Origin of the sequence: Hyphomonas neptunium ATCC 15444 (assembly GCF_000013025.1) — a bacterium.
In the GTDB taxonomy this organism is placed as follows: Bacteria; Pseudomonadota; Alphaproteobacteria; order Caulobacterales; family Hyphomonadaceae; genus Hyphomonas; species Hyphomonas neptunia.
This window is the reverse complement of sequence record NC_008358.1, coordinates 1,377,159-1,402,305: the sequence shown is the minus strand read 5'-3', so window position 1 is coordinate 1,402,305 and position 25,147 is coordinate 1,377,159. Positions and strand designations below refer to the sequence as shown.

Sequence of the window (25,147 nt, the reverse complement as noted above, 5' to 3'; positions counted from 1 at the left end):
GCATCAACATGGACTTCAGACAATTGGGCGCGTCCGGGCTCCGGGTTCCGGCACTGAGTTTTGGCGCAGGCACTTTCGGGGGGAAAGGCCCCCTGTTCGGCGCTTGGGGAACCAACGACACTGACGCCGCACGCCGCTTGGTGGACATCTGCCTCGATGCCGGGGTCAACCTGTTTGATACGGCAGACGTCTATTCAGATGGCGCATCGGAGGAAGTTCTCGGTGCGGCAATCCGGGGGAAGCGCGACAAGGTTCTCATCTCCACCAAGACGGGCCTGCCGATAGGCGATGGCCCGGATGACTGGGGCGTCTCTCGCAGCAGACTGCTTCGATCGGTAGATGAGGCGCTTTGCCGTCTCGATACGGATTATATCGATATATTACAGCTTCACGCGCTGGACGCGTCCACACCGGTTGAGGAATTGCTGTCGACACTTTCCATGCTGGTGCAGGCCGGGAAAGTCCGGCATGTGGGAGTTTCCAATTATCCTGGCTGGCAGCTAATGAAAGCCCTCGCCGCAGCTGACCAGCATGGCTGGCCGCGCTTTGTTGCGCATCAGGTGTACTACTCCCTGATCGGCCGCGATTATGAGGCTGGCCTCATGCCGCTCGCTGCCGACCAGGGCGTAGGCGCGCTGGTGTGGAGCCCGCTGGGCTGGGGCCGGCTCACGGGCAAGATCCGCCGCGGAAGCCCGCCGCCCGCCGGAAGCCGGCTGCATGAGACAGAACAGTTCGCCCCGCCGGTCGCTGAAGACCACCTTTACCGCGTGGTTGATGCGCTGGATGAGATTGCCGCAGAGACCGGCAAGGCCGTTCCCCAGATCGCCCTCAACTGGCTGTTGCAGCGCCCAACGGTATCCTCCGTGATCATCGGCGCGCGCAATGAGGAACAGCTCCTCCAGAATCTGGGGGCTGTGGGCTGGACGTTGACGCCGGATCAGATGGCACGGCTCAACGCCGCAAGCAAATTGATGCCCCCTTATCCGTATGCCCCCTATCACTATCAGGAAGGGTTCGCCCGCCTGAACCCGCCACTTCTCTGATCGAAGAGTTATCCATGAAAATCAATCCTCCTCTTCTCGCGCTTGCCGCGGGCGCCTTCGGTATAGGCGTCACCGAGTTTGCGCCAATGGGCCTGTTGCCCGTGATTGCCGCCGATCTCGGTGTGTCCATCCCCACTGCCGGCCTGCTGATCAGCGCCTATGCGCTCGGCGTCCTGCTCGGCGCCCCGCTGATGACGCTCACCACAGGCCGGATACGCCGGCGCACCCTGCTCATCGGCCTCGCTGCCATCTTTACAGTCGGAAACCTCCTGGCTGCAGTCTCAAACGGTTACGGTATGCTGCTCGCCGCGCGCATCATCACCTCGCTCAATCACGGCGCCTTCTTTGGTGTCGGGGCGATTGTTGCGGCCAGTGTCGTGCCCGCAAACCGCAGTGCGGGCGCCGTAGCCGCCATGTTCATGGGCCTGACAATTGCCAACGTCGTGGGCGTGCCGCTTGCAACCTGGGTTGGCGACCAGGCCGGCTGGCGCTCGGCTTTCTGGGGTATCGCCGGGCTGGGTGTCCTCACAATGGTTGCCCTGCGTTTCACTTTGCCGGACCAGCCCGCCCCGACCAATGGAAACCCGCTCGACGAATTGAAAGTGCTCACTCGCAAACACGTCCTCGCCGCGCTGGGGCTCACCGCTCTCGGGTCGAGCGCAATGTTCACGGTCTTCACCTACATCGCCCCCATCCTCCACAGTGAAACGGGCGCCAATGTCGAGTTCGTCACGGCGATGCTCGTCACCTATGGCGTCGGGCTCACCGTGGGCAACTGGCTTGGGGGCAGGTATGCAGATCGCTCCGTAGACCGTACACTGATTTTTACCCTGGCTGGCCTGACGCTTGTCCTCGTTGCCTTTGCCTTCCTGATGCCATTCAAAATTCTGGCAGCGCCGGTCATCTTCCTTTGGGGTGTTGCCAGCTTCGCTCTTGTTCCACCTCTGCAGGTTCGCGTCATGAACGCTGCAGGTGATGCGCCAAATCTCGCCTCGGCTGTGAACATCGGCGCGTTCAATCTGGGGAACGCCATTGGCGCAGCTTTAGGCGGCGCAGTGATTGCCGGCGGCCTCGGCTATCCCGCCGTCTCAATCGCCGGCGCCGTTACCGCGGGTCTGGGTCTGGTTGCGGTACTGCTGTTGCGGTCAGACGGCGACCAGCTGGCGGCCGCCCCCGCCGCCACGTTCAATACATCCGACACCTGATTGAGATCACCAACTCCCGCCATCCTGCGCCACTTCAAGGGTGGCGGGCCGGTGTCTGCCTACCCGCCTAGCCCCAATCTCCACACACCGCCTGCCACAGCGTCATCGCTGAAATCGCCGCCGTCTCCGCTCGCAGGATGCGCGGCCCAAGGCTCACCGGCCAGGTCTCCGCCCGCCCGCGCAGGAACGCGCGCTCGGCCGGGGTGAAGCCGCCCTCCGGCCCTGTCAGGATTGCGGCGGATCGGCCCTTCAGCTCCTCCAATACCTCCAGCATCGGCCGCGCCCGGCCTGCCTGCCCGCCCCAGGGCGCCTCGGCCTCGTCGCCCGCCTCATCGCAGAAGATCACCGCCGTGCCCGGCTCCAGCGCGTCCAGCGCCGCGTCGAGGCTTGCCAGGTCGAGGATCTCCGGCAGGTCCAGCCGCTCGGTCTGCTCAGCCGCCTCCAGCGCAATCTTGCGGAACCGGTCGGCCCGCACGGTCCGCGTCTGGGTCCGCTCGGTCAGCACGGGGCGGATCCTGGCGGCGCCCAGCTCGGTCGCCTTCTCGAGGATGAGGTCGGTCTGGTCCTTCTTCACCGGCGCAAACAGGAGGGTCAGACGTGTCCCGATTTGTCCTGGTTGTGTCCGGGTTTGTCTCGAGGGTGTTGCTTCCGCGCGCTTGGCTGACGTCTTATGGACCGTCGCCGTCCACTCCCCGTCCCGCCCGTTGAAGAGGCGCACAGACGCGCCATCCTCCAGCCTCAGAACCCGCAGCAGATAGTTCGACTGCTCGTCATCCAGTGCAACTGCGCCAGCTTCCGCCAGCGGCGCATCCACAAAGAGACGGGGAATCGTAGCCATCTCCGGCCTATAAGCCGCCAGGCCGCCGCTGTTAAGGTGTGGCCTTTGCGCAACGTCCTGTGGTTTTGAAATCACACCCCGTGCGAGTGGCTGCGGGATCGCTTATATCATCCTCCTATGACCATACCCCAACCGCCTGAAAACCCCGGAAATTTCGCCGTCCCCGCCGATTCCGCCCTACCCGGCTGGCTCGCGGGCCTGCCCAAGGCGTGGCAGCCCTACGCCATGCTCGCCCGGCTCGACCGGCCCGTCGGCGTGTGGCTGCTGTTCCTGCCCTGCCTGATGGGCCTCGGCTTTGCCCGGCTCACCACCGGCCTTTACCTGATCGACCTTCTCTGGACGCTCCTCTTCCTCATCGGCGCCATCGTGATGCGCGGGGCGGGCTGCACCTGGAACGACATCACCGACAAGGATTTCGACGCCAAGGTCGCCCGCACCGCGGCCCGGCCCATCCCCTCGGGCGCCGTCACGACGAAACAGGCCTATATCTTCCTGCTAGCGCAGCTCGCCGTCGGCTTCCTGATCTGGCTCGCCCTGCCCTGGGACGCAAAGATCGCCGCCCTGCTCGCCCTGCCGCTGGTGGCCATCTACCCTTACACCAAGCGTGTCACCTGGTGGCCGCAGGCCTGGCTGGGGCTCACCTTCAACTGGGGCGTCTTCGTTGGCGCCGCGACCGCCAGTGTCATCACCGGGCCAGTCTACATCCTCTATGCCGGCCTCATCCTGTGGACGATCGCTTATGACACGATCTATGCCCTTCAGGACCGGGAAGACGACGCCCTGATCGGTGTCCGCTCCACCGCGCGCCTCTTCGGCGAGCGGGCTGTGCTGATCTCCTTCGGCTTCCACATGGGCGCCGCCGCCCTCATCGGCTTTGCCGCCTACGCCCAGGGCGCCGGGCGGCTCGGTGCGCTCACGGCGCTCCTCTTCCTCGCCCACGGCGCCTGGCAGGCGATGACACTGAAAACCAAAGGCGAAGGCAAGGCGCTGGCGATGTTCAAATCCAACGTCCATGCCGGCGCCATCGTCGCCATCGGCTTCCTGATCGCCGCGATGTTCCCTCAAGATAATTCCAGCCGCCTCTACGCCGATCATGAAACGGTTCCCGAAGCCGTGGCCCTGCCCTTCGGCCTTGAGCAACAGCCTGCGCCGGAAGTCACTTACCCCGACACCTGGTTTGCCAGCGACATGGAACGCGCCCTTGAGGCCGAAGCGGTCAAGCGCGGCGACGCCCCAACCCCGTGACGCGGGGCGCCTGCGCGCCTATACTCCCCTCAAGCCGGACTGGCAGAAGGAGGCTCTCATGACCGTCGCAATCGAAATGGTATCAGACCCCGTCTGTCCCTGGTGCTGGCTCGGCCTGCGCCGCATTCAGGCGGCCATCGCCCAGACGCCTGACATCAAGGTCCAGCTTCTCTTCCGCCCCTATGAGCTGGACCCGACGATCCCGGCCGCAGGCGTCGACTATAAGGAATATATGGGCAGCCGCGTTTCCTCGCCCGAAGGCAAGGAGCGGATGGCCGCGATGCGTCAGGCGCTGATCGACTATGGCGCCGCCGAAGACATCCCCTACCGCTTCGACGCGGTCACCCACCGCCCCAACAGCTTCGACGCCCACCGCCTCGTGCGCTGGGCGCAGGGCCAGGGCAAAGGCGCCGAAGCCAAGGAAGCCCTCTTCCGGGCCTATTTCAACGAAGCCCGCAATATCGGCGACCACGGCGTGCTGGTCGACATCGCCCGGTCAATTGATCTGGACGCGGATATTGTCGCCGACCTCCTGAAGACCGGCGCGGACACAGATATTGTCCGCCAGGAAGCAGACACCTTCCGCCAGATGGGCATCTCCGGCGTGCCCACCTATATCGCCAACCGGCGCGTCGCCGTTCAGGGCGCCGAAAGTGCGGAAAAGCTGGAACGGTTCATCCGCCACGCCGCCGCGCAACTGCCGCAGGAACGCCCGGCCGGGTAATCTGTCAGCTGAGCTGAAGCTCCACCAGACGGCGGTAGGTTCCCCCTGCCGTCATAAGGCTTTCATGGGTGCCTTCTTCAACCGCGCGGCCGTCTTCCATCACCACGATACGGTCTGCAGCGCGCACAGTGGAGAGGCGGTGGGCAATGATCAGCACCGTGCGGCCTTTGCCAAATTCAGCCAGCGCGCCCTGCACTTTCGCTTCGCTTTCCGCGTCCAGCGCTGAGGTTGCCTCATCCAGCAGCAGGACGGGCGCCCCGCGCAGGATCGCCCGCGCAAGAGCCACGCGCTGGCGCTGGCCGCCGGAAAGGTTGCGCCCCATCTCGCCTGCGGGCGCATCATAGCCGCCCGGCAGCATACTGATGAAATCATGCGCATTGGCCGCGCGCGCGGCCGCTTCAACCTCATCGCGCGAGGCGCCCATCCGGCCGAGCGCAATGTTGCTGGCAATCGTGTCGTCAAACAGTGCCGCATCCTGCGCCACCAGCGCCATCTGCATCCGCAGGCTGGCGCCGGTCACTTCCCGCACATCCTGCTGGTCTACCGCCACGGCGCCGGATGAGGGATCATAGAGCCGCATCAGCAGATTGAAGACGGTAGACTTGCCCGCCCCCGATGCGCCGACGATGGCAACCGTCTCGCCCGGCCGCGCGGTGAAACTCAGCCCCTTGAGCGCCTGAGTGCCATCGGGATAAGCAAACTGCACGTCCCGGAATTCGATCTCCCCCCGGACGGTATCGAGTTGTTTGGCGCCGGGCTTATCGGCCACCTGCGCGCGCTGATCGACAATTTCGAACACCCGGTCAGCCGCCGCTGCGCCCTCCTGCGCGACCGCGCCAATAGCGCCGAGTGCGCGCACTTCAGGCGCCGCAATGCCAACCGCCGCGATAAAGCCGAGGAAGTCGCCCAGCGTGCTTTCGCCCTGCGCGATCCGCCAGGCGACGAAACCCAGCAAGGCCGCCAGCGCAAAGCCGCCGAACACTTCCAGCACGGGGTCAACGCCTGCGCGCTTGGTCAACACTTTGAGGAAAAGCTGCGAGCGTTCGGTAAAACCCTTCGCCGCCCGCGCCTTCTGCCAGCCCTCAAGGCCGTAAGCTTTTACAACGCGCGCTGACTGGAAGCCTTCGGTCAACAGTGACGTTACTTCGCCGGTCTGCTGCTGGGCGCGTTTGGACCGTTTGCGCACGGAGTTTCCGAGCGAGACAACCGGCCCGAGTGCGAGGGGATAAACCACCGTGATGATCAGCGCGAGCTGCCAGTCTTTCCAGAACAGCCAGGCAAGCACACCGATGACGGTCGCCGAGCTTTTCGGGAAGTTGTTGGCAAAGCGCAGCATCGCCTCGCGAATGGCGACCACATCATTGATGAAGCGCGCCACAAAGCCGCCCGAAGCGTCTCCGGAGATGCGGGCAAAATCGCCGTCCGTCAGCGCATCATACTGGACCGACTGAACCCCCACGAGACCGCGCTGCACGCCGGTATTGTTGAGGAGGTTCATCGCATACATCGATACCGCGCGCCCGATGGTGAGCAACACGATGGCGGCAATGCCCGCCCATATCCAGTCAATCGGGGCGGCCGTGCCAGCGGCCTTCTGTTCAATGTCCCGCTGCAGGCCGTTGCCGACATAATCGAGCACCGCGACATAGCCGATGCTGAACGCCGCCGTGAGAATGGCCATCAGCGTACCGCCAATGAACCATTTCTTCTGAGGCCAGAAATGCGCCTTGAACAGCCGCAGCAGCGATCGCTGGGCCTTTTCCTTCAGCGCCGGAGAGGTCTCAGACGTGATGGTGATCACCCGTCGCGGGGTCCAGCAGCTTGTGGGCATGCAGGATGAAATACCGCATTTCGGCCTGGTCTACCGTGCGCTGCGCCGCCGATTTCCAGGCGTCATAGGCTTCCTGATAGTTCGGGAAGGCGCCGATGAAATCCATCTGCGACAGGTCTTCAAACTCAACGCCGGTCACATCCTTCAGCTCACCGCCAAAGACAATATGCAACAGCTGCTTGCCGGTTTTCGCGCTCTCACTCATCCGTTTTGGCTCCGTTTGGACAGGCTTGGTCTGGTCTGGCATGGGTTGGGCGGCTCGCGCCTGAGGATCAGGAATCTTCACCACTTCCAGACGGCGAAGTAACAAAGGATGCAGCGCCTTTCCAGAGGCGAGGACACTGCGCTGGGCGGGCACGGCCTGATTGAACACAAAAGCCTCGCCCAGATGGGTCGTGGCATGGCCGCCCGCTTCGTGAACGAGCACCGTTCCGGCGGCGAGATCCCAGTCGGATTTTTCCGCCAGCACAAGGGCGGCGTCCCATTCGCCGGTGGCCACATGCGCCATCCGCAGAAGGGTCGCGTTGGGCTTTGGCCGGGCAATCTCCACCCGCGGCCAGGGCTCTTTCCAGGCGGGGTGGGTGACGAGCCCCTCATTGGTGATCAGGCGCAGACCATCTTCCGCGTCGCGCAGGGACACATGGATGGCGTTGCCATTGAGGAACGCGCCGGCGCCCTTCCGGGCCGAATACATGCGGCTGAGCGCCGGGGCGTAGAGCACGCTGGCCACCGCCTCGCCCTCTTCCACGATGGCGAGCGCGATGCACCAGTGGGGATCGCCGCTGATATAGGCGCGGGTGCCATCGATGGGGTCGACCACCCAGACGCGGGACTTTGCCCGCGCCGCCGGATCGTCCAGCGTCTCTTCCGAAAGCCAGCCATAGTCTGGCCGCGCGGTTTGCAGCTGTTTGAGGCAGAGGCGGTTCACGGCAAGGTCGGCTTCGGTCACCGGCCCCTTGCCGCCCGTCTTGTTCCAGGCCTCCGCCCCGCCCGTCAGCGTGTAGGATAGAGCAAGGTCGCCCGCCTCCTTGGCGAGCGCCAGCATGAGCTGAAGATCCTGATCAAGGCTTCGTTCAGCTGCCTGCAAGGTTCATGTCCTCGATGAGGATCGACGGGGCGTCGCGTGTGGAGCGTAATTCCAGGTCATTGGCGGGCACCATCCGGGCAAACATGGACGGCAGATCGCCGGCCACGGTCACTTCGGAGACAGGCCAGGCAATTTCGCCATCCTCAATCCAGAAACCGGCAACGCCAACCGAATAGTCGCCCGTATTCGGGTTGATCGACGGGCCGAACATGTCCGTCACCAGCAGGCCCTTGCCAATCTGCTTGGCGAGCTGGCCGGGACTGTCCTTGCCGGGGCGCAGATAGACGTTGGACGTGGAGACGCCTGGCGGATCACCAAAGCCGAGCGAAGCAAAGCCGTTGGATTTGAGGCCCAGCTGGCGCGCAGACGGCAGGTTCAGCAGCCAGGTGGTCAGCCTGCCGTCCTCGATGAGGTGGGTCTCGGCAACGGGCAGGCCCTCGCCATCATGCACGCGGCTGCCCATGCCCAGCGGGCGGAACGGGTCGTCGGTGATGTAGATGCCCTTGGCGAACACCTGCTGGTCCATCCGGTCCTTCAGGAAGCTGACACCGCGCGCGATGGAGGGGCCAGAGATGGCGCCCAGCAGCGCGCCGATCAGGCTGTCAGACACGCGCCGGTCGAAGATAACCGGGGCTTTCTGGGTGGCGATCTTGCGGGCGCCGAGGCGGGCGATGGTGCGCTCACCGGCCGTGCGGCCGATCTCTTCAGCCGAGGGGCGGTCCTTGGTGAAGCGGACAGACCAGCTGTCATAGTCGCGCTCCATCTGGCCGTTCTTTTCGGCCACAGCGGAGAGGCCGAGGCTGGTGGAGGTGCCGGTCTTCCAGGCGCTGAAGCCGTTGGTGGCGGCGACCCAGCGGGTGGAGCGGTTCCAGGAGGTGCCACAGCCTGCCACGGTCTTCACGCCCGGCACGGCCAGGGCGGCGGCTTCTGCAGCCAGCGCTTCACGTTCGAGCGTTTCGGCGGAGATTTCAGGCTCGCCGGAAAGGTCCAGATCTGCGGGCCCAGCGATCAATTCGGAGGGATCTGGCAGGCCGCAAAATTTATCTTCGGGCACGGCCCTTGCCATGGCGGCGCAGCGTTCGGCGAGGGCTTTGAGACCCTCGCGGCTGAGGTCGGCGCCGGAGACGCTGGCCTGACGCTTGCCGTAGAAGCAGCGCAGGGCGATGCTGGCGCTCTCCTCGCGTTCGATGCTTTCGAGCCTGCCGTCACGCACGGAAACGCTGACGCCATCGGCGATTCCGAGGCGGGCGTCGGCGGCGTCGGCCCCGGCCTTGCGGCACTGGTCGAGCAGGTCAGAGAGGGTATTTTCGGGGGAAATCTGTGAATCGGCCATCACCGGTAAATGGACCGCACCGGGCCTGCGCGCAACAGGCACGGTGCCACCCATTCCAGGACAAACCGGGACATTCCCCGGACAGACTTGGACAAACCAGGACATATCAGGACAATTCTGGCCAACTCAGACCCGATCAGGCCCGATCAGGCCCGATCAGGCCCGATCAGGACAGCCCGAGCCAGATTGCCGCCACACCGGCACCGAGCATACCGAGCCAGGTCAGCACCATGCCAAGCGCGCGCGGCGCCAGGACACCCGCCGACAGGCCGAAGCCATGCAGCACCCGGCCCAGGGTGAACACCCCGCCGATGGCATGCACGGCCCAGAGGGGCGCGCCGAGGCTGGCGGCGGCGAACAGGCCGAGCATCGCCGCGGGGATGTATTCCGACGCGTTGCCATGGGCACGGACGCGGGTTTCGAGTTCGGCGTCACCGCCGGTGCCCAGCGAGACCTGCGCCGCGCGGCGGCGGCCAACGACCCGGAACGAGAGGAACAACAGGATGAGTATGTTGACGCCGGTATAGACGGCGGCGGCGGCGATGGGGGTCATGAGCCCGTATTCCTCCCGAATGTGCTGTTGCACTTATGAAAATGCCGCCAGGTGGCGACACCCGACGGCATATGATCTGAGTCTGGCCGGTTGTGACCAGCCTTGTCGTTACATGTCGCGGCGCGCGTCCGGCAGGCGGTCGTTGATGTCGTCGCGGATGTCCAGCAGCGTGACGATCAGGCCGCAGATAAGGCTTGCCGCAACCCAGCCCCCGAAGGCGAAGACGGCAAAGTCTGCCAGCTGGGCAAGACCGCCCGTGAGGCCCAGCAATTCGCCGGTAAATTCGCCCTTCTGGTAAATACCCAGGGCAATGCCGCCGATGATGATCGAGATGTAGGCCACATAGACCATCGTTCGGAAACTGTTGATAATGATGAACTTCATGGACATCCCCTTCCTTGTTCAGTCCCATTCTAGGCTGATCGCGCTGTCGCGTCACCTTAACCAGCGCCTGCCACACTCGGCTGCTCCGTTTCTGGAAGCAAGCCGGTCGCGCAGCAATGCCTTATTCTGCCGTCTCCCCGGTCAGGGAGCAGGCAAACATGTCCTGAAGCACTGCCGAAAATGACAGTTGCTCCTGCAGTGTCAGCTCGCCCACGAAGGTCATCATGTCCTTCTCGTCGCGGCCAACCGCCTGCGCGGTTTTCTCGAAGAGTTCGGGCGAGAGATTTGTCTCCATCGCATCGGTGATGCAGCCGCAGGTCGCCTCGGACTCGCCGTCGGCAACACAGGCATTGACCATCACCTGACGATCGCCTGGCCCGCCCAGACCGCAGCCGGCCAGTGCCAGCGCTGACAGAGCAGCAAAAACCCCTGCTTTCATCATGGAATACGTCCTCGACCCTCAGCGCCCTGTGCTGGCATGAATCCCCGGCGCTGAAAAGCGCTATTCCCGGCCGATGATCTGGTCGAGTTTCGGCCCCTTACCGAGTTTCTGGAGGAATTCCGTCTTAACCGCGACCCTGTCATAATCCTCCGCCACCCAATCGAGGAACGGCTTCCATTCATTCGCGGGGCGCCCGGCATTGAAGGCAGCATAGGTCTCGAAGAAGGCGTCGAGCACGCCGGTCTTGCCGTGGCGGATATGCAGGTAGCGCCCCGAGAGCTGCTCGATGGCCTCTTCATAGGGCAGTTTTTCGCGCAGCAGCTTGTAGAGCACCGCCATGATGCCGGCCCGGTCGGCGCCCGATTTGCAATGCATCAGGGCGGGATAGCGGATGCGCTCGAACAGATCGCGCGCGCCGAACACTTTCTCCACTGTGGGCGGTTCGCGTGAATACATCTGGAAATCTATCAGATCGATGCCGGCGGCCTCGCAGGCCTCTTTTTCCAGCAGATAGAAGCCCTTGGTGGTGGGCCCGCGCAGATTGAGGATCGTCTTGATGCCCCGCTCTCTGGCATGGGCAAGCACCTGTTTCGGCGAGGGCTGGTTGGCCCGCCACATCTCTGGTGAAATCTGGTGAAGATTGGAAAACCGCAGCCGCAGGAAGCCATGATCGCCCCAATACAGCTCGCGCTTTGCCCTGGCGCGCCCTTCGGCGGTTGCCAGATCAGCGGCCACATGCGGCCGGCGCATCTTCCTGGGTGTAATCTTGACCATCGTTCCCCGCGCTTAGGCTGCGCCGCTCTCTCGGGCAAGAGATGGGGGCAAACCTCGTATCCTGAACTTTTTTTCACACCTTCCGCATCCAATCCTGCCGGTGGCGGCATCTTACGGGCATAGACGCCGGCAATCATGCCAGGCGCCCATCAACAAGGCCTCCTTGGAGCAACAGGAAATGGATATGGAAAGCGTCGTCGTCCCGGTAGTTCTCTTTCTCTCCCCCGCGCTGATCGTGTGGATCGTCAGCCACTTCAACGCCCGCAAGCGTCAGACGGTGCACGAGACCCTGCGGCTGGCCATCGACAAGGGCCAGGTGCTCTCCCCGGAAATGCTGGACAAGATGTCCCTGCTGACCGACCCCGTGCGCGCTGACCTTCGCCGGGGCGTGCTGGCTCTGGCTTTTGGCGCGGCATTTGCCGTGCTTGGCGGCCTCATCAGCGTGGAAGAATCCGAAGCCCTCACGCCCATGCTCGGCGTGGCCTGCTTCCCCATCTTCATCGGTATCGCGTACATTGGTCTGTGGGCGTTCGGCCGTGAAAAATCGGCCGCTGAGTAATCTCAGGCTGGTGGCGTCCGGAGGACGGGATATGCGATCAGACCCCGATCTCGCCCATGCGGCGGCCAAGGGCAGCGAAGACGCCTTCGCCGAACTTGTCCGCCGGCACCAGGCACGGGTGCGCGGCATGGCCCGCCGCCTGACCGGATCAGCCGCGCAGGGAGACGACATTGCCCAGATGACGTTCCTCACCGCCTGGCAGAAAATTGCCACCTATGCGGGGGGCACCTTCAGCGCCTGGATCTGCACCATCTGCTGGCGGGAGTTTCTGCAATGGCGCCGCCGCCAGAAGATCGAGATAGAGTTTGACGAGACCGCCGAGATCATTCCGTTCGACCGGCCGTTCGATCGCTCGGCGACCGAAACCGAAACCCGGATGGACCTCGCCCGCGCCCTCGACACCCTGACCGAAGCCCAGAGGGTGTGTGTGGTGCTCTGCGTTGCCGCCGGCCTCAGCCACCGCGAAGCAGCCCAGGCCACAGGCTGGCCGCTGGGCACTGTGAAATCCCATGTTCTGCGCGGCGTTGCCCAACTCAGGACGTGCCTTGCCAATGCCGACGTGGCATAAAGGAGAGATGACGATGCGTGATGATGAAACCTATGGCGACCTCGCCCGCCTGTTTGCCGCCGAAGATGGCGCGCTGGAGGCCGCCCCCTTCACCGCAGACGTGATGAGGCGGGTGCGCCGGCAGACCCTGATCCGCCGGCTGACGGTTGGCGCGTTCGGCTTTCTCGGCGCGGTGATCGCCGTGCTGCAACTGCCCGATCTGCTCTCAGCCTTTGTCGGCGTGGATCACACGGTCACCTCGGCGCTGGACGTTGCCCGTACTGAAATCAGCCAGGCGGCAGCCAGCAACCCGATGTGGCTGGCCATCATCATTGGCGCTGCGCTGTCGATCGCGGCGGTCTCGATGACCGAACGGGCCTGACCCCGGCCCGGCGCCAAGAAGTGCAGACAAAAAAGAAGGCCGGCTCAAATGAGCCGGCCTTTTTATCTGAGCTGATCTGGTGGCAGATCAGTATTCAGTGTCGGAAGGCATTTCCGGATCGACCGGGTTTTCGTTGGTCCAGTCATCATCTGTCATCGGATCAACTTCCGGCTCGACAAAGCTGTCGGCTTCCGGGGCTTCGGTTTCCGGCGTCATAGAGTCGTCGCCTTCCGTAACCGGAGCTTCATTTTCAGTCGTCACTTCCATATCGCCCTGGCCTTCAGGCGCGTAGGCGGGATCAACCGGGGCGCCATTGGCCGAAACCCAGGCGTCGGCTTCGCTGTCGAGTTCAGTGATTTCCGAACCCACCGTGTTAACCTGCGCCAGCATCATGGCGTTGAGGTCGTCGGTGGAATAGTCTTCCGGCAGCTCGGCTTCATCAACAGAGGCTTCCAGAGCGGCTTCAGGCGCAGCAACTTCTGCGGTCACAACCGGGTCGGAATTCGTGTCGGCAAACGAGTCGTCTTCCTCGGTTTCAGCCAGCGTGCTGTCATCTTCGGCGTCCGCATAGGACTCGTCTTCTGCTTCAGCCTCGGTTTCCGTTTCGGCTTCCATCATCGGCTCAGCGTCCGGTGTGGGCGGCGCAGCTTCTTCGGCCATATCTGGCTCAGGTGGCAGGGCCTCAGGCATGGTTTCGGTCTGCGGCTCGACGACGAGATCGTCAGCAGGCTGTTCGATCTGTGGTTCAACAGGGACCGTGTCCGGCGTGGTCGGATCAATTGTGGACTGGGCGAGTGCAGGCGCGGCCATCAGGGCGACAACGGCGCAGCTGGCGAGAAGCTTTTTCATATCGGGCTCCATCAACAAGAGCAGGATTGCTCAATTGATGATTAAATCCCGGACAGACGGAATGGTTCCGAAACGCGCAGATTAATCCGAAGACAGGCTTGGGGCAAAAATGGGGCGGTCCGGGCGTCAGCGCCGGTATCCCAGGCCTTCCAGCAGGGATTTCGTCTCATAGAGCGGCAGGCCGACGATGGCGGTGTAGCTGCCATTTATGGCAGTGACAAAGCCGCCGGCCGCGCCCTGGATGCCGTAGCCCCCGGCTTTGCCCTTCCAGTCGCCGGACGCGACATAGGCGGCGATTTCCGCCTCGGTGAGGCGCTTCATCTTCACGCGGGCGAGCACGGCGCGCGAGACAATCTGGCCGCTTGGCGCGCGCACGGCGACGCCTGTGATGCATTGATGCGCCCGGCCGGAGAGCAGCCGCAGGAAGTCGGCGGCTTCGGTCTCATCGGCGGCCTTTTCGAGATTGCGCTGGCCAAGGGCGACGACCGTATCTGCGGCCAGCACGAAGGCGCCTTCCGCGTCGCAGGCGGCCGCCTTCTCGCGCGCCAGCCTGAGGGCCAGCTCGCGGGGCGATTCGGCCTTGCGGCGCGTCTCGTCGATGTCGGTGGGGGCGACCCGATCCGGCACAATGCCGATCTGGGCCAGAAGCTCGAGACGCCGGGGGCTCGCGCTGGCGAGAATGAGCGGCGCGCTGCCCGGCATGGCGATTACTTGAAGCGGTAGGTGATACGGCCCTTGGTGAGGTCGTAAGGGGTCATTTCGACCATGACCTTGTCGCCCGTGAGCACGCGGATGCGGTTTTTGCGCATCTTGCCGGCGGTGTGGGCGATGATCTCATGGTCGTTCTCGAGCTTTACCCGGAACGTGGCGTTGGGCAGCAGTTCGACGACTGTGCCTTCAAATTCAATCAGTTCTTCTTTTGACATTCTCTATCCAGATCTGGGGCTGCGGCAGGAAAGCCGCTTTTTCCACGTATCACTAGCCGGGCGCCATACAGGTTTCAGCAGATTCCGGCAAGCGGAGAGGGCATGGCAGCCTCAAGGCGCCGCCAGCCCCCCTTTGCCGCTGGGCAGGCCGATCCAGATGCGCAGCGGCGGAATGCGCCGGCCCAGATCATAGAATAGCCAGCAGCCAAGCGCTGTCGTCCCGATCAGAAGGGGCGCCTCAACCCATACCGGCAGGCCCAGACGGTCGAGGTGATGCCCCGCCACGACGGTGATCGTCTGATGGATGAGATAGAAGGGGAAGATGGCACGCGACAGCATCTGGCGAAGCAGTGTGTCGCGCGTCCGGAAATGGTGATGGAAGAAGCCGATCACGCAGAGGATGGCGGCCCAGGCCTGCGCTTCGCGCACGCCGCGGAAAGCAATGCGCATCCAGTCCGGCGGCGGCGCCTCGGTGAGGGTGTATATCTGGAAGTAGGTCTGCAGGCTTGCCCAGGCAATTAGGCCCAGCGCCAGCATCGGCCAGCGCAGACGCACGGCGGCGTCAAAGAATGGCTGATGCTTGGCAATGCCGAAGCCCAGCAGGAAGACGCCCAGATAGAGGGTATGGAGATACCAGTCTTCCCGGAAATCATGGCTCTCCCCGAACAGGGGGAACAGGAACACGCGGGTGGCGAAGAGGAATGCCCAGGGGGCCAGAAAGATGCCCGGCCCGGCAATCAGCCACGCGACCGCTCTGGCCGGGATGCGGCGCAACAGCGGCAGCAGCACGGCAAGCGCCAGCGTGTAGAGGATGAGATAGAGAACGAACCACATGTGGTTGTAGGTCGGCGTGATGAGGCAGCCCTCCTCATCGCACCAGTTCCCCGAAGCAGTGACGTACTTGATGTAGAAATTGTCGAGCCAGGGGCTCTGTGGCAGGTCATGGGTCTGCAGGAATTCGAGGATCTCGTAATAGCTCTGCGGCGGCACAATCACGAACACCGCCAGAAGTAGCGGCGGCCACAGCCGGCCCATCCGGGCCTTCACGAAGCTGCCGGCCCGCATCTTGTCGGCCATGAACCGGCTCGCGGCGCCGGAGATCAGGAACAGCAGGGTCAGCCGCCAGGGATTGGCCAGCATCATCAGCGGCTCGATCAGCGGCCCGGCATGGCTGGATTTCACATGCCAGCCCCAGCTCACATAGAACATGCCGCAATGATAGAGGATCAGAATGGCGAAGGCCGCGATGCGCAGCCAGTCGAGGTCATATCGGCGCTGGGTCATGCCGGAAGCTCCTTGGGCAATGAGATTGCCCGGCTTCTTGCGCCCGCCTGTGGCTGGCGCTACGCCAATGCCACGAAAGGCGCCCCGGTGGGACGAGCGGAGAGGCATCTGTGACCAGCGGCGGCGATTCCGTGACAAGCGGCAAGGCGGGTTTCCGCCTCGGCCCCTGGGCCAGCATCGCGCTGGTCACTGTGCCGGTGGTGCTGGTGAACGCGACCTCTGATCTGATCGAAATGAACCGCTCAGGTCTGCGCGTGCACCCGGCCGAGCCCTTCATCTGGGAGATTTCAAGCGCCCTTGTTCTGGTGCTCATGGCGCCCCTGGTCGGATGGGCGGTGAAGCGCTGGCCTCTCCGGGGCGGCGCCCTGCCGATGGCGCTGTTGATCCATGCCGCGCTGACCGTGCCCTTCTCGCTGGCGCATGTCGGCGTCATGGTGCCCCTTCGGGAGCTGGCTTATCTGCCGACGCCCTGGGAGTATGACTTCTTTACGGGCGGCCTCTGGATGACGCTCATCTATGAGTGGCGCAAGGACCTGATAACCTATGCCATCTTTGCCGGAGTCTACAGTCTCTACGCCTGGTGGCAGGCGCGGGAAACGGCGCCTGCGCCCTCCCCCGCCGGCCCGCAGCGGATCGAAGTGCGCACCAGTTCGCGAACGATCTTCCTGATGCCCGGCGAGATCCTCTATCTGGAATCGGCCGGCAATTACGTGACCCTGCACACGGCAGCGGGCAGCCATCTGGTGCGCGCAACGCTCTCAGACTGGGCCAAACGCCTGTCAGCCGCGGGCACATCCATGACAGATCAGGACAAATCCGGACAAATCGGGACAGTTTCAGCGCCCGGTTCCGACTTCGTGCGCATCCACCGCTCCCGCATCGTCAACCGTCACCACATCCGCGAAACCCGCTCCACGGCATCGGGCGATTTCGAGCTGATCCTCTCAGACGGCACCGCGCTGACCGGCAGCCGGCGGTTCCGGAGCGCCCTGGGCTGAGGCCCCGCCCGCACCGCTCAAATCTGTTGTTGCAAAAAATGACGCGTGTGTCATTTTTGAATCATGGATGCAAAGCCCTCCCTCCTGTTTCGCCTGGTTGGCCTCTTCTTCACATGGAAGCCGCTGATCTTTGCATTCGGCATTCTGATGCCGCTGGTGACGCAGGCATTGATCGCCCTGGACGCGCCCCTGCCTGAGCACGTCCCGCCGCTGGCGATCGGCTTTGCCGTGGCAGCGCTGTGGGGCGGATTTGCGCAATGGAAGGGCCGGTGGATCTGATGGACGGTGCAGGGCTGCTTTCGGAGAAGGAATTGATGGCCGCCGAGCGGGAAATTGCCGCCCGGCATATCGACCGCTTCCCGTGGGGCTCCGTGCTGTGGGCGTTTGCCAATCTTGCCTGCTGGCTGGCCCTCTGGCCACTGACGATTTCGGGCGTCCTGCCGGTATGGGCGGCGTTTCCCATCGCCTGTGCAAACATGGCGCTCTGCTATCTGCCCAGCCATGAGGCCCAGCATGACATCATCGCCCGGCCCGGATCAAAGCTCCGTTGGCTGAATGAACTGGTCGGGCATCTCTCCACGATCCCGATCCTCCTGCCCTACCGCGTGGCGAAGCTGACCCATCTGGAGCACCACAAGCACGCCAACCATCCCGAGCTTGATCCCGATTACGGCACCCATGCCGACACCGCCCTGCAATCGATGTGGCAGACCATAAACCAGCAGCAGCCAGGCACGAAAAACAATGCCTATGCCACAACGCTGGCGCGGATCGGCCGGCCGAAAGTGGCACTCGACGCGGTGATCTATGAACTGGCTTATTACGCGATCATGATCGCGCTCTGCTGGAGCGGCCATGCCATCGAGGCGGCGCTGATCTGGTTCCTGCCCAAGCATATCGGCATGATCTACATCCGCCATTATCTCAGCTGGGCGCCGCACAATCCCGGCATGGGCGAAGGCCGCTACCGCGACACGCGCGGGTTCCGTTCAGCCGTCGGAAATGTGCTGTCGATGGGCATGCAATATCACATCGTCCACCACCTGCACCCGCGCATCCCCCTGATGCGCACACCCCGCGCCTATTGGGAAATGCGGGAGATTCTGGAAGCACGCGGCTGCCGGATGGATGGTCTTTAGGCGGGGCTTTCCTGGTTGCGGATATAGGCCGTCATCGCTTCGCTGAGATGATCGAACACAGCCTTCATTCGGGTGACGCCTTTGAGTTCCTCATGCATCGTCACCCAGGTTTCCATCGGAAATGTGAAGTCCTCTGGCAGCACCTGGACAAGTGCGCCATGGCGGCGGGCGAGCCCTGCCTGGCAAACCCCGATGCCGGCGCCGGCGCGGATGAGGTTTGTCTGGGCGAGGTCACTGTCCGTCCGCCAGGCAAAGCTAGCCCGGTCCAGTGTCAGGCCCATTCCGCGCAGGGCCTGAACGCTGATGGTTTCATGGTCAAAGCCGATGAGCGCGTGCCCGGCGACATCCTTCATGCTCCGGGGCGTTCCGTATTTTTCCAGATAGTCGCGGCGGGCGAAGAGGCCGAGCATGACATCGCCCACCTTTCTGGCCAGCAGCGCGCCCTGCTGGGGCCGCACCATGCGCACGGCGATGTCGGCGTCACGGCGCAGCAGGTCGCTCGACTGGTTGGTGGGCAGGATTTCAAAGGTGAGGCCGGGATAAGCTTCGCGCAGGGGCGCAAGCATTTCCGGTAGCAGTTCAATGCCGACCACTTCGCTGGCCGAGATGCGCACTGCCCCGGTCATCTCCCCCGCCGCGCCTGAAGCGGCCCGCGCCATGGCGGCGGCCGAGGCGGCGATGGTGCGCGCATAAGGCTCGATCATCCGCGCCTTGTCCGTCGGGATAAGGCCGCGCGGCGAGCGCGTAAACAGCGGCCCGCCGAGGGTGGCTTCAAGCTGGTCAATATGGCGGGAGAGCGTCGGCTGGGTCAGCGACAGGACGCGGGCTGCGCGGGAAAGGCTGCCCTCCTCCAGCACGGCAAGGAAAGAGCGGATATGGTCCCAGGAGCCAGCTTCAATGTTCATTTATTTTTCTATATCTGATCCATTTATTATCGCAATTATGTTTATCTCTATCTTCCGCCATCCTTGGCACATTCCAGAGCAAAAGGAGACGGGAAGATGGAAAACGGAAAACTGGCGCTGGTCCTCGGCGTAACCGGCGGGGCGGGATACGAAATCGCGCGGAGCCTGATCCGGCGCGGCTGGCGGGTGCGCGCGCTCTCCCGCAAGCCAGATACGGCGCGCCTGCCTGAAGCCGAATGGGTGGCGGGCGACGCCCTGAACGCGCAGGATGTGGCCACCGCGGCCCTGGGCGCCAGCGTCATCGTGCATGGGGTAAACCCGCCGGGCTATAAAGACTGGCCAAAGCTCGTCCTCCCGATGCTGGAGAACACGATTGCCGCCGCGAAGATTTCCGGCGCGCGCATCTTCCTTCCGGGCACAATTTATAATTATGGCCGCGATGCCTTACCGCTTCTGAAGGAAGGATCCCCGCAGCAGCCCCACACCCGCAAGGGCGCCATCCGTGTAGAGATGGAACGCCGGATGGAGGCAGCAGCAAGCGAGGGCGTGCACTCACTGATCCTGCGGGCGGGGGATTTCTTCGGGCCCGCCGCAGGCAATTCCTGGTTTTCACAGGGCATGGTGACGCCCGGCCAGGCGGTAACGAAGATCACCTATCCCGGACGCGCAGACGCGGGTCATACCTGGGCCTACCTGCCGGACTTTGGCGAGACCGCTGCCGCCCTGCTGGACCGCGAAGCAGAACTCGCCCCCTTCGAGCGATTTCATTTTCGCGGCCATTATTTTGCGCGTGGCGTTGAGATGGCCGAGCAAATCCGCGCAGCCAATGGCGGGACCGGAAAGATCGGCTTCATGCCATGGCCGGCGCTCGTGCTGCTCTCGCCTTTCGTGCGGATGTTCCGCGAAATCGCCGAGATGCGATTCCTCTGGCAGGAAACGGCTGAGTTCGACAACACCAAGCTCACTTCATTTTTGGGGTATGAGCCGCATACGGATATTCAGGAGGCACTGAGCTGGACGCTGGCGGCGATGGGGTGTTTCCCGGCGGCGCCGGAGATAACCGATCAAGCGCCGGGCGCGCGGCCCTGGCCGGCGTGAAGGGCGCAGATGAGGGTGAAGAGGCGGCGGGCGGTGTGGAAGTCGATGTCGATCTTGCCTTCCAGGCGCTCTTTGAGAAGTTCTGAGCCTTCATTGTGGATGCCGCGCCTCGCCATGTCGATGGCTTCGATCTGGTGGGGCGTGCTCATGCGGATGGCTTCGTAATAGCTGTCGCAGATGGTGAAATAATCCCGGATCACGCCGCGAAACGGCGAGAGGGACAGAATGAAGGTGTGCACTTCCTCGCCCGGCTCGGTGCGAATGGCGAAGACGAGGCGGCGCTCATGCTGGCTGAGGGCGAGCACATAGGGGCCCCGGTCCTCGCCGATCACGCCGAAGGTGTTTTCCTCGATCAGATCGAAGATGGCGACGCGGCGCTCATGCTCGGCGTCCGGTCCGGAGGCACCGAGCGTTTCCTCGTCGATGTGTACGGCGACGAGCCGGTTGGCGCCCATGGGATCAGCCGCCCTGATTTGTTCGTATGGAGACGGACCGGCCATGCGCCGGGAGGCGTTCGGCCTCCGCCAGGCGCAGGGCGGCGGGCGCCAGCGCGGCGAGGCCTTTGGGGCCGGCGCGCTGGATGCTCATCCGCTTGAGGAAATCATACAGTCCGAGGCCGGAGGAAAAGCGCGCGGCGCGGCTGGTCGGCAGGACGTGGTTGGAGCCCGTCACATAGTCGCCCAGCGCCTCAGGCGTGTGGTGGCCCAGGAACACGGCGCCGGCATGCTTGATCATCGGCAGCATGCCATCGGGATCTGCGATGCAGAGCTCGACATGTTCGGCCGCGATGATGTTGGCCGCGCGGGCGGCGGTCGCCAGATCCGGCGCGGTGATGATGGCGCCATGGGCGGTCCAGGATTCGCGGGCGCGGGCGCCGGTGGCGAGGGAATTCAACTGGTTATCCACAGCCTTCTCAACAGCTTTGCCAAGAGCGGCGTCCAGCGTGATGAGGATCGACTGGCTGGAGGGGTCATGCTCGGCCTGGCTCAGCAGGTCGGCGGCCACCCAGTCCGGATTGGCGGTATTGTCGGCGATTACGAGGATTTCGGACGGGCCCGCGATGGTGTCGATGCCGACGCGGCCGAATACCTGGCGCTTGGCCTCGGCCACGAAGGCGTTGCCCGGCCCGACGATCTTGTCCACAGCTACAACCGGCCCGGCGCCATAGGCCAGCGCGGCCACCGCCTGCGCCCCGCCGATGGGGAAAAACTCGGTCGCGCCCGCTTTGCGTGCCGCATAGGCGACGGCCGGGGCGAGCTCGCCATCGGGCGCCGGGGCGACCATGACGATGCGCTCAACCCCCGCAATGCGCGCAGGCACGATGTTCATCAGCACCGAAGACGGGTAGCTCGCCCGCCCGCCGGGCACATACACGCCGACCGAATCCAGCGCCGTCCAGCGCCAGCCAAGCTCGACGCCCGCATCATCGGTGAAGCGGTGGTCTGCCGGGCGCTGCGCGCTGTGATAGGCGGCGATGCGGTCGTGCGCGAAGTCGATGGCGTCGCGCAGGTCCTGCGGGCATTGCGCGGCGATCAGGTCGAGGTCGACATTGTCTGACTGGAGCGTTGAGGGGTCGAGCTGCAGCCGGTCGAATTTCGCGGTGTAGTCGGCCACGGCTGCCCCGCCGCGCTGGCGCACATCGGCGATGATGGCCGAGACGATCCCCGCGACATCCTCGCCCTGCCCGCGGTCTTCATCGAGGAAATGGCGCAATGCCTCCTCGAAACCGGGCTGAGATGCATCGAGATGACGGGCCATGCGGGCGCTTTCCAACGGGGTATTTCCAGCCCCGCTACATGGACCGTGCGGCCAGTGCTGGCAAGACGGCGGCTGGGTGTTTTGGGGCAGCGTAGCCCTAGCGCTTGCGCCGCTCATGGCTGGGCAGATTGCGGGTTGGCCAGGCGTAGTCGCTGTCCAGCAGGGTGGCGTCTACCGCCTCGACCGTCAGCACGATCTCGCCATCGCCGGCAAACAGCAGCGTGATCTTGCCGCCGGGGGGCTCCTCATCCGGCGTGAAGTCCACGCTCAGCAGGGACAGGATGATTTCGGGATCGACCTTGGTGATGCCGCGCGTTTTCACGGCCATCACGCCATCAAAGCCGAGGATGGAGCGCACGCGCTCGCCCGGCTGGCCCTTGCGGGTGGGCGCGGTTTCCCAGCGATAGCGGTTGATCTCGAGGCTGAAGCGGCGGTGTTTCTGCTCGTATTTGAGGTTCCCCGCCTTCACCACCGAATCCTGCACGGCAGCGGCGATGATCTTCAGGTCTTCAGCCTCTTCGGTGAACAGGCGGAGCGGTTTGGGATCGGTCATGGGGTTTCCCAGCGGAAGGTTGGCAGTCAATTGCGTTCCTAGCCGTATTCGGCGCGGAACCTCAACGGAAAGATGCGGGCTTTCAAAGCCCCCTCACCCCGCCTAGGGTGGAAAGGGCTTTGAGTTATTCCTCTTCGCCCGAGCGCCGCTCGATCCGTGCCCCGCAGGCCCCCAGCTTCTCTTCCAGGCGCTCGAAGCCCCGGTCGAGGTGGTAGATGCGGTTGACGACCGTTTCGCCCTGGGCGGCGAGGCCGGCGATGACGAGTGACACCGAGGCGCGCAGATCGGTCGCCATCACAGGTGCGGCGGTCAGCTGGGCAACGCCCTTCACCACCGCTTCCTGGCCGCGCACGGTGATGTCCGCGCCAAGGCGGGCAAGCTCGGGCGCGTGCATGAAGCGGTTCTCGAAGATCGTCTCGCGGATGATGCTGGTGCCGCTGGCGAGCGTCATCAGCGCCATGAACTGAGCTTGCAGGTCTGTCGGGAAGCCGGGATGGGGCTGGGTCGACAGGCTGACGGCTTTGAGCGGCGTGCCATTGCGGCGGATGCGGATCGTGGAGGCAGCTTCGTCGGCGTCCACCGTCACGCCCGCTTCGCGCAGCTTGGCGATCATTGCGCCCAGCGCCGCCACAGGCGCGCCGTCCAGCGTCACGTCGCCGCCCGCAGCGGCGGCAGCCATGGCGAAGGTGCCCGCCTCGATCCGGTCTGGCATCACGGAATAGGTGGTGCCTTTGAGAGCCTCCACGCCCTTGATGCGGATGATCGGCGTGCCCGCGCCGGTGATCTGGGCGCCCATCTGGTTGAGGCAGTGGGCGAGGTCTTCGATCTCGGGCTCGCGCGCAGCGTTCTCCAGGATCGTCTCGCCCTTGGCCAGTGTGGCGGCGAGCATCGTGTGCTCGGTGGCGCCCACCGAAACCGTCGAGAAGTTGATATGCGCGCCTTTCAGGCCATGAATGGCGGCGGCCTTCACATAGCCCTGCTCCACGCGCAGATCTGCGCCCATGGCTTCCAGCGCCTGAAGGTGCAGATCCACCGGGCGGGCGCCAATGGCGCAGCCGCCGGGCAGCGAGACGGTAGCATGGCCGGAGCGCGCCACCAGCGGCCCGAGCACATTGAAGCTCGCCCGCATCTTCCGCACCTGTTCATAGGGCGCGATGGTGGATTTCAGCTCTGCCGCGTTGAGGTGACAGGTGGACGAGCCCCTGGGCCAGTAAACCTCAACCCCCAGCGTCTCCAGCAGCTGCGCCAGAAAGCGCGTGTCTGCCAGATTCGGCATATTGGTGAATTCGATCGGCTGGTCCGTGAGGAGGCAGGCGACCATGAGCTTCAACGCGGAGTTTTTCGCGCCGGAGACGGGAATGCGGCCGCTGAGAGGGCTGCCGCCAATGATGTGAAGACGATCCATGGCCGCAGATATACCGTGCTTCGCGGCTTTGTAAGGGCCAGATTGTGTGTGGTTTCAGGATTTTAACTGCAACGGCAACCGGGCAAGCCCTCGCACGCCCGGCCGCTGGCTCCATTTGAGCGCGGCAGGGTCGCCGTCGATCTCCACGCCCGGCCAGCGCTCCAGAATCTGGCGCAGCGCAATCTCGCATTCAGCCTTGGCCAGATGCATGCCGAGGCAGAGATGCGGGCCCCATCCCCAGCTGAGATGACGGTTGGGCCGGCGGCCAAGGTTCAGCGTCAGGGGATCGTCAAACGCCGCCGGGTCCAGATTGCCCGCCGCGAGCAGCGCCATCACAGGCTTCCCGCGCTTGATCGGCTGGCCCAGAAACTCGGTATCCTCACGCGCATAGCGCGGCTTGGTGAACTGCACCGGGCCGCTGAAGCGCATCAGCTCGTCGACCGCTACGTTCAGCGCCTCCCCATCCATCGCCGCGATGGCCTCGCGCGCGCCGGGCTGCGTCAGCATCGTCCAGACGCTGGAAGAGATGAAATGCGTCGTCGTCTCATGGCCTGCCGCAAACAGGATGAAGACCATCGAGAGGAGTTCATCCTCCGTCAGGCGGCCGTCTTCGGCTTCGGCATGGACCAGCTCTGTAATCAGGCCGGGGCGCGGGACGGCGCGCACCTCGGCAAACTCCTGGCGCAGCTCGCTCTGCACCCAGCCGGTCTTCATTAACACGCCGATGGCCTCCAGGGTGCCCGCGCCCGAAAAGCCGGAAAACACCCGTACCAGCCCTTCGCGGCGCGCATCTGACAGCCCCAGCAGGTCGCAGATCACCTGGATCGGCAGGGGCCGGCAGAGGCCCGAGACCAGATCGGTGTTCCCAGACCGCGCCATCTCATCCAGCAGCCGCGCGCATTGGGCCTCGACCGCCGGGCGCATGCCCTCAATCGCCGCTCGCCGGAACGGGGCGTCCGCCAGCCGCCGCAGGCGGGTATGGTGGGGCTCGTCCAGGGTGAGCAGGTTTTCGGCCAGTAATTTCAGGGATTTGGGCAGGAATGGCATGCCCAGCGCCGAAGAATGCCCCGCATTGCGGGCGTCCACCGTAAAGCGCCCGGCATCCTTCATCATCTCGGTGATGCCGGCATGGCTCAGCACGGCGGTGATCCTGCCAAACACCAGCAGGCGCGTCTGCGCCAGCGGGCCGGCCTCCAGCGCGCAGGTCAGACGGGCGTGGGGATCGCGCAGGAAGGCTTGCCCCCCAACTGTCAGTTTTTGCAGGGCGGGCGCGGCAGGCATGGGG

Annotated in this window: 29 protein-coding genes; 11 read left to right on the top strand and 18 right to left on the bottom strand. The window is 64.2% G+C overall.

All coding sequences use genetic code 11. The annotated features are described in order from the left end of the window. Positions 1-8 precede the first annotated feature (8 nt). Entirely contained in the window at positions 9-1,043 is a 1,035-nt protein-coding gene (locus HNE_RS06805; RefSeq protein ID WP_011646388.1) for an aldo/keto reductase, read from the top strand. A gap of 14 nt (positions 1,044-1,057) precedes the next feature. After that, a complete protein-coding gene (locus tag HNE_RS06800) occupies positions 1,058-2,248 on the top strand; it encodes an MFS transporter (protein ID WP_011646387.1) in 1,191 nt (396 codons plus the stop codon). 67 nt (positions 2,249-2,315) lie between these two features. Here the strand turns inward: HNE_RS06800 and HNE_RS06795 are convergent, their stop codons facing one another. Further along, positions 2,316-3,086 (bottom strand): 16S rRNA (uracil(1498)-N(3))-methyltransferase, encoded by a 771-nt coding sequence (locus tag HNE_RS06795; protein WP_011646386.1) that lies wholly within the window; start codon positions 3,084-3,086, stop codon positions 2,316-2,318. Between the two features lie 117 nt (positions 3,087-3,203). Between HNE_RS06795 and ubiA the strand changes: the two genes are divergently transcribed. Together ubiA and HNE_RS06785 are read left to right on the top strand one after the other, a co-directional pair. Then, on the top strand, positions 3,204-4,331 hold the full coding sequence (gene ubiA / locus HNE_RS06790; protein WP_011646385.1) for a 4-hydroxybenzoate octaprenyltransferase: 1,128 nt from the start codon (positions 3,204-3,206) through the stop codon (positions 4,329-4,331). Positions 4,332-4,389: 58 nt separating this feature from the next. Next, positions 4,390-5,055 carry a DsbA family oxidoreductase gene (locus HNE_RS06785; RefSeq protein ID WP_011646384.1) on the top strand — a complete coding sequence of 222 codons (666 nt, stop codon included), beginning with the start codon at positions 4,390-4,392 and terminating at the stop codon, positions 5,053-5,055. A gap of 4 nt (positions 5,056-5,059) precedes the next feature. Here HNE_RS06785 and HNE_RS06780 read toward each other — a convergent pair whose 3' ends face one another. The 7 genes from HNE_RS06780 to HNE_RS06750 all read right to left on the bottom strand — a co-directional run bounded on the left by HNE_RS06780 (position 5,060) and on the right by HNE_RS06750 (position 11,459). Continuing rightward, positions 5,060-6,886, bottom strand: a complete 1,827-nt coding sequence (locus HNE_RS06780) for an ABC transporter ATP-binding protein (RefSeq protein WP_011646383.1) — start codon at positions 6,884-6,886, stop codon at positions 5,060-5,062. Then, positions 6,837-7,973: an inositol monophosphatase family protein gene (locus HNE_RS06775; protein WP_233352012.1), complete on the bottom strand. Its 1,137-nt coding sequence runs from the start codon at positions 7,971-7,973 to the stop codon at positions 6,837-6,839. The genes HNE_RS06780 and HNE_RS06775 overlap by 50 nt, the downstream gene beginning before the upstream one ends. Then, positions 7,960-9,306 (bottom strand): TldD/PmbA family protein, encoded by a 1,347-nt coding sequence (locus HNE_RS06770; RefSeq protein WP_011646381.1) that lies wholly within the window; start codon positions 9,304-9,306, stop codon positions 7,960-7,962. Before HNE_RS06770 ends, HNE_RS06775 begins: the two co-directional genes overlap by 14 nt. A 166-nt stretch (positions 9,307-9,472) precedes the next feature. Beyond that, positions 9,473-9,892 carry an MAPEG family protein gene (locus HNE_RS06765; protein WP_148205830.1) on the bottom strand — a complete coding sequence of 140 codons (420 nt, stop codon included), beginning with the start codon at positions 9,890-9,892 and terminating at the stop codon, positions 9,473-9,475. Between the two features lie 75 nt (positions 9,893-9,967). Continuing rightward, positions 9,968-10,243, bottom strand: coding sequence for a hypothetical protein (locus HNE_RS06760; protein WP_011646379.1), 276 nt, complete (start codon positions 10,241-10,243; stop codon positions 9,968-9,970). Positions 10,244-10,364: 121 nt separating this feature from the next. Then, positions 10,365-10,685, bottom strand: coding sequence for a hypothetical protein (locus tag HNE_RS06755; protein ID WP_035590467.1), 321 nt, complete (start codon positions 10,683-10,685; stop codon positions 10,365-10,367). 60 nt (positions 10,686-10,745) lie between these two features. Further along, a complete protein-coding gene (locus HNE_RS06750; RefSeq protein WP_011646377.1) occupies positions 10,746-11,459 on the bottom strand; it encodes a fused DSP-PTPase phosphatase/NAD kinase-like protein in 714 nt (237 codons plus the stop codon). Between the two features lie 178 nt (positions 11,460-11,637). Between HNE_RS06750 and HNE_RS17885 the strand changes: the two genes are divergently transcribed. From HNE_RS17885 to HNE_RS06735, 3 genes are read left to right on the top strand one after another with little or no spacing between them, the layout of a single operon-like run. After that, positions 11,638-12,018, top strand: a complete 381-nt coding sequence (locus HNE_RS17885; protein WP_148205829.1) for a DUF6249 domain-containing protein — start codon at positions 11,638-11,640, stop codon at positions 12,016-12,018. A gap of 31 nt (positions 12,019-12,049) precedes the next feature. Continuing rightward, positions 12,050-12,586, top strand: coding sequence for an RNA polymerase sigma factor (locus HNE_RS06740; RefSeq protein ID WP_011646375.1), 537 nt, complete (start codon positions 12,050-12,052; stop codon positions 12,584-12,586). A 13-nt stretch (positions 12,587-12,599) separates the two neighbouring features. Continuing rightward, complete coding sequence (locus HNE_RS06735) at positions 12,600-12,947, top strand: hypothetical protein (RefSeq protein ID WP_011646374.1); 348 nt, start codon at positions 12,600-12,602, stop codon at positions 12,945-12,947. A gap of 87 nt (positions 12,948-13,034) precedes the next feature. On the opposite strand, the gene HNE_RS06730 is transcribed toward HNE_RS06735, so the two are convergent. The 4 genes from HNE_RS06730 to HNE_RS06715 all read right to left on the bottom strand — a co-directional run bounded on the left by HNE_RS06730 (position 13,035) and on the right by HNE_RS06715 (position 16,006). After that, on the bottom strand, positions 13,035-13,796 hold the full coding sequence (locus tag HNE_RS06730) for a hypothetical protein (protein WP_011646373.1): 762 nt from the start codon (positions 13,794-13,796) through the stop codon (positions 13,035-13,037). Positions 13,797-13,922: 126 nt separating this feature from the next. After that, positions 13,923-14,498 (bottom strand): Maf family protein, encoded by a 576-nt coding sequence (locus HNE_RS06725; protein ID WP_011646372.1) that lies wholly within the window; start codon positions 14,496-14,498, stop codon positions 13,923-13,925. Between the two features lie 5 nt (positions 14,499-14,503). Further along, on the bottom strand, positions 14,504-14,722 hold the full coding sequence (infA, locus tag HNE_RS06720; protein WP_011646371.1) for a translation initiation factor IF-1: 219 nt from the start codon (positions 14,720-14,722) through the stop codon (positions 14,504-14,506). A gap of 111 nt (positions 14,723-14,833) precedes the next feature. Beyond that, entirely contained in the window at positions 14,834-16,006 is a 1,173-nt protein-coding gene (locus tag HNE_RS06715; RefSeq protein WP_011646370.1) for an acyltransferase family protein, read from the bottom strand. 110 nt (positions 16,007-16,116) lie between these two features. Between HNE_RS06715 and HNE_RS06710 the strand changes: the two genes are divergently transcribed. The 3 genes from HNE_RS06710 to HNE_RS06700 all read left to right on the top strand — a co-directional run bounded on the left by HNE_RS06710 (position 16,117) and on the right by HNE_RS06700 (position 18,143). Continuing rightward, a complete protein-coding gene (locus HNE_RS06710) occupies positions 16,117-17,004 on the top strand; it encodes a LytTR family DNA-binding domain-containing protein (RefSeq protein WP_011646369.1) in 888 nt (295 codons plus the stop codon). 63 nt (positions 17,005-17,067) lie between these two features. After that, complete coding sequence (locus tag HNE_RS06705; RefSeq protein WP_011646368.1) at positions 17,068-17,283, top strand: hypothetical protein; 216 nt, start codon at positions 17,068-17,070, stop codon at positions 17,281-17,283. Next, a complete protein-coding gene (locus HNE_RS06700) occupies positions 17,262-18,143 on the top strand; it encodes a fatty acid desaturase (RefSeq protein ID WP_049755046.1) in 882 nt (293 codons plus the stop codon). Before HNE_RS06705 ends, HNE_RS06700 begins: the two co-directional genes overlap by 22 nt. Here the strand turns inward: HNE_RS06700 and HNE_RS06695 are convergent. Next, the gene (locus HNE_RS06695; protein WP_011646366.1) at positions 18,140-19,048 is read right to left on the bottom strand and encodes a LysR family transcriptional regulator; all 909 of its coding nucleotides are present in this window, start codon (positions 19,046-19,048) and stop codon (positions 18,140-18,142) included. The genes HNE_RS06700 and HNE_RS06695 overlap by 4 nt on opposite strands. 96 nt (positions 19,049-19,144) lie before the next feature. Here HNE_RS06695 and HNE_RS06690 point away from each other — a divergent pair, with 96 nt between their 5' ends. Next, positions 19,145-20,146 carry an NAD(P)H-binding protein gene (locus HNE_RS06690; protein ID WP_011646365.1) on the top strand — a complete coding sequence of 334 codons (1,002 nt, stop codon included), beginning with the start codon at positions 19,145-19,147 and terminating at the stop codon, positions 20,144-20,146. Here HNE_RS06690 and HNE_RS06685 read toward each other — a convergent pair. The 5 genes from HNE_RS06685 to HNE_RS06665 all read right to left on the bottom strand — a co-directional run bounded on the left by HNE_RS06685 (position 20,113) and on the right by HNE_RS06665 (position 25,143). Beyond that, a complete protein-coding gene (locus HNE_RS06685) occupies positions 20,113-20,601 on the bottom strand; it encodes a UPF0262 family protein (RefSeq protein WP_011646364.1) in 489 nt (162 codons plus the stop codon). The two genes, HNE_RS06690 and HNE_RS06685, sit on opposite strands and share 34 nt — an antisense overlap. A gap of 4 nt (positions 20,602-20,605) precedes the next feature. Then, positions 20,606-21,904, bottom strand: coding sequence for a histidinol dehydrogenase (gene hisD / locus HNE_RS06680; RefSeq protein ID WP_011646363.1), 1,299 nt, complete (start codon positions 21,902-21,904; stop codon positions 20,606-20,608). A gap of 97 nt (positions 21,905-22,001) precedes the next feature. Further along, positions 22,002-22,457, bottom strand: a complete 456-nt coding sequence (locus HNE_RS06675; RefSeq protein WP_035590481.1) for a DUF2948 family protein — start codon at positions 22,455-22,457, stop codon at positions 22,002-22,004. Positions 22,458-22,581: 124 nt separating this feature from the next. Then, positions 22,582-23,862, bottom strand: a complete 1,281-nt coding sequence (gene murA / locus HNE_RS06670; protein ID WP_011646361.1) for a UDP-N-acetylglucosamine 1-carboxyvinyltransferase — start codon at positions 23,860-23,862, stop codon at positions 22,582-22,584. 54 nt (positions 23,863-23,916) lie between these two features. After that, complete coding sequence (locus HNE_RS06665; protein WP_011646360.1) at positions 23,917-25,143, bottom strand: cytochrome P450; 1,227 nt, start codon at positions 25,141-25,143, stop codon at positions 23,917-23,919. Between the last annotated feature and the right edge of the window lie 4 nt (positions 25,144-25,147).

Excerpts from the sequence above, each read along its gene's own strand:
- murA (WP_011646361.1), bottom strand. The coding sequence starts at position 23,862 with ATGGATCGTCTTCACATCATTGGCGGCAGCCCTCTCAGCGGCCGCATT.
- HNE_RS06675 (WP_035590481.1), bottom strand. The coding sequence starts at position 22,457 with ATGACCGATCCCAAACCGCTCCGCCTGTTCACCGAAGAGGCTGAAGAC.
- ubiA (WP_011646385.1), top strand. The coding sequence starts at position 3,204 with ATGACCATACCCCAACCGCCTGAAAACCCCGGAAATTTCGCCGTCCCC.
- HNE_RS06730 (WP_011646373.1), bottom strand. The coding sequence starts at position 13,796 with ATGAAAAAGCTTCTCGCCAGCTGCGCCGTTGTCGCCCTGATGGCCGCG.
- HNE_RS06800 (WP_011646387.1), top strand. The coding sequence starts at position 1,058 with ATGAAAATCAATCCTCCTCTTCTCGCGCTTGCCGCGGGCGCCTTCGGT.
- HNE_RS06665 (WP_011646360.1), bottom strand. The coding sequence starts at position 25,143 with ATGCCTGCCGCGCCCGCCCTGCAAAAACTGACAGTTGGGGGGCAAGCC.
- HNE_RS17885 (WP_148205829.1), top strand. The coding sequence starts at position 11,638 with ATGGATATGGAAAGCGTCGTCGTCCCGGTAGTTCTCTTTCTCTCCCCC.
- HNE_RS06715 (WP_011646370.1), bottom strand. The coding sequence starts at position 16,006 with ATGACCCAGCGCCGATATGACCTCGACTGGCTGCGCATCGCGGCCTTC.
- HNE_RS06750 (WP_011646377.1), bottom strand. The coding sequence starts at position 11,459 with ATGGTCAAGATTACACCCAGGAAGATGCGCCGGCCGCATGTGGCCGCT.
- HNE_RS06740 (WP_011646375.1), top strand. The coding sequence starts at position 12,050 with ATGCGATCAGACCCCGATCTCGCCCATGCGGCGGCCAAGGGCAGCGAA.
- HNE_RS06785 (WP_011646384.1), top strand. The coding sequence starts at position 4,390 with ATGACCGTCGCAATCGAAATGGTATCAGACCCCGTCTGTCCCTGGTGC.
- infA (WP_011646371.1), bottom strand. The coding sequence starts at position 14,722 with ATGTCAAAAGAAGAACTGATTGAATTTGAAGGCACAGTCGTCGAACTG.
- HNE_RS06685 (WP_011646364.1), bottom strand. The coding sequence starts at position 20,601 with ATGGGCGCCAACCGGCTCGTCGCCGTACACATCGACGAGGAAACGCTC.
- HNE_RS06700 (WP_049755046.1), top strand. The coding sequence starts at position 17,262 with ATGGAAGGGCCGGTGGATCTGATGGACGGTGCAGGGCTGCTTTCGGAG.
- HNE_RS06755 (WP_035590467.1), bottom strand. The coding sequence starts at position 10,685 with ATGATGAAAGCAGGGGTTTTTGCTGCTCTGTCAGCGCTGGCACTGGCC.
- HNE_RS06725 (WP_011646372.1), bottom strand. The coding sequence starts at position 14,498 with ATGCCGGGCAGCGCGCCGCTCATTCTCGCCAGCGCGAGCCCCCGGCGT.
- HNE_RS06805 (WP_011646388.1), top strand. The coding sequence starts at position 9 with ATGGACTTCAGACAATTGGGCGCGTCCGGGCTCCGGGTTCCGGCACTG.
- HNE_RS06705 (WP_011646368.1), top strand. The coding sequence starts at position 17,068 with ATGGATGCAAAGCCCTCCCTCCTGTTTCGCCTGGTTGGCCTCTTCTTC.
- HNE_RS06780 (WP_011646383.1), bottom strand. The coding sequence starts at position 6,886 with ATGCCCACAAGCTGCTGGACCCCGCGACGGGTGATCACCATCACGTCT.
- HNE_RS06760 (WP_011646379.1), bottom strand. The coding sequence starts at position 10,243 with ATGAAGTTCATCATTATCAACAGTTTCCGAACGATGGTCTATGTGGCC.
- HNE_RS06690 (WP_011646365.1), top strand. The coding sequence starts at position 19,145 with ATGGAAAACGGAAAACTGGCGCTGGTCCTCGGCGTAACCGGCGGGGCG.
- HNE_RS06770 (WP_011646381.1), bottom strand. The coding sequence starts at position 9,306 with ATGGCCGATTCACAGATTTCCCCCGAAAATACCCTCTCTGACCTGCTC.
- HNE_RS06735 (WP_011646374.1), top strand. The coding sequence starts at position 12,600 with ATGCGTGATGATGAAACCTATGGCGACCTCGCCCGCCTGTTTGCCGCC.
- HNE_RS06795 (WP_011646386.1), bottom strand. The coding sequence starts at position 3,086 with ATGGCTACGATTCCCCGTCTCTTTGTGGATGCGCCGCTGGCGGAAGCT.
- hisD (WP_011646363.1), bottom strand. The coding sequence starts at position 21,904 with ATGGCCCGTCATCTCGATGCATCTCAGCCCGGTTTCGAGGAGGCATTG.
- HNE_RS06695 (WP_011646366.1), bottom strand. The coding sequence starts at position 19,048 with ATGAACATTGAAGCTGGCTCCTGGGACCATATCCGCTCTTTCCTTGCC.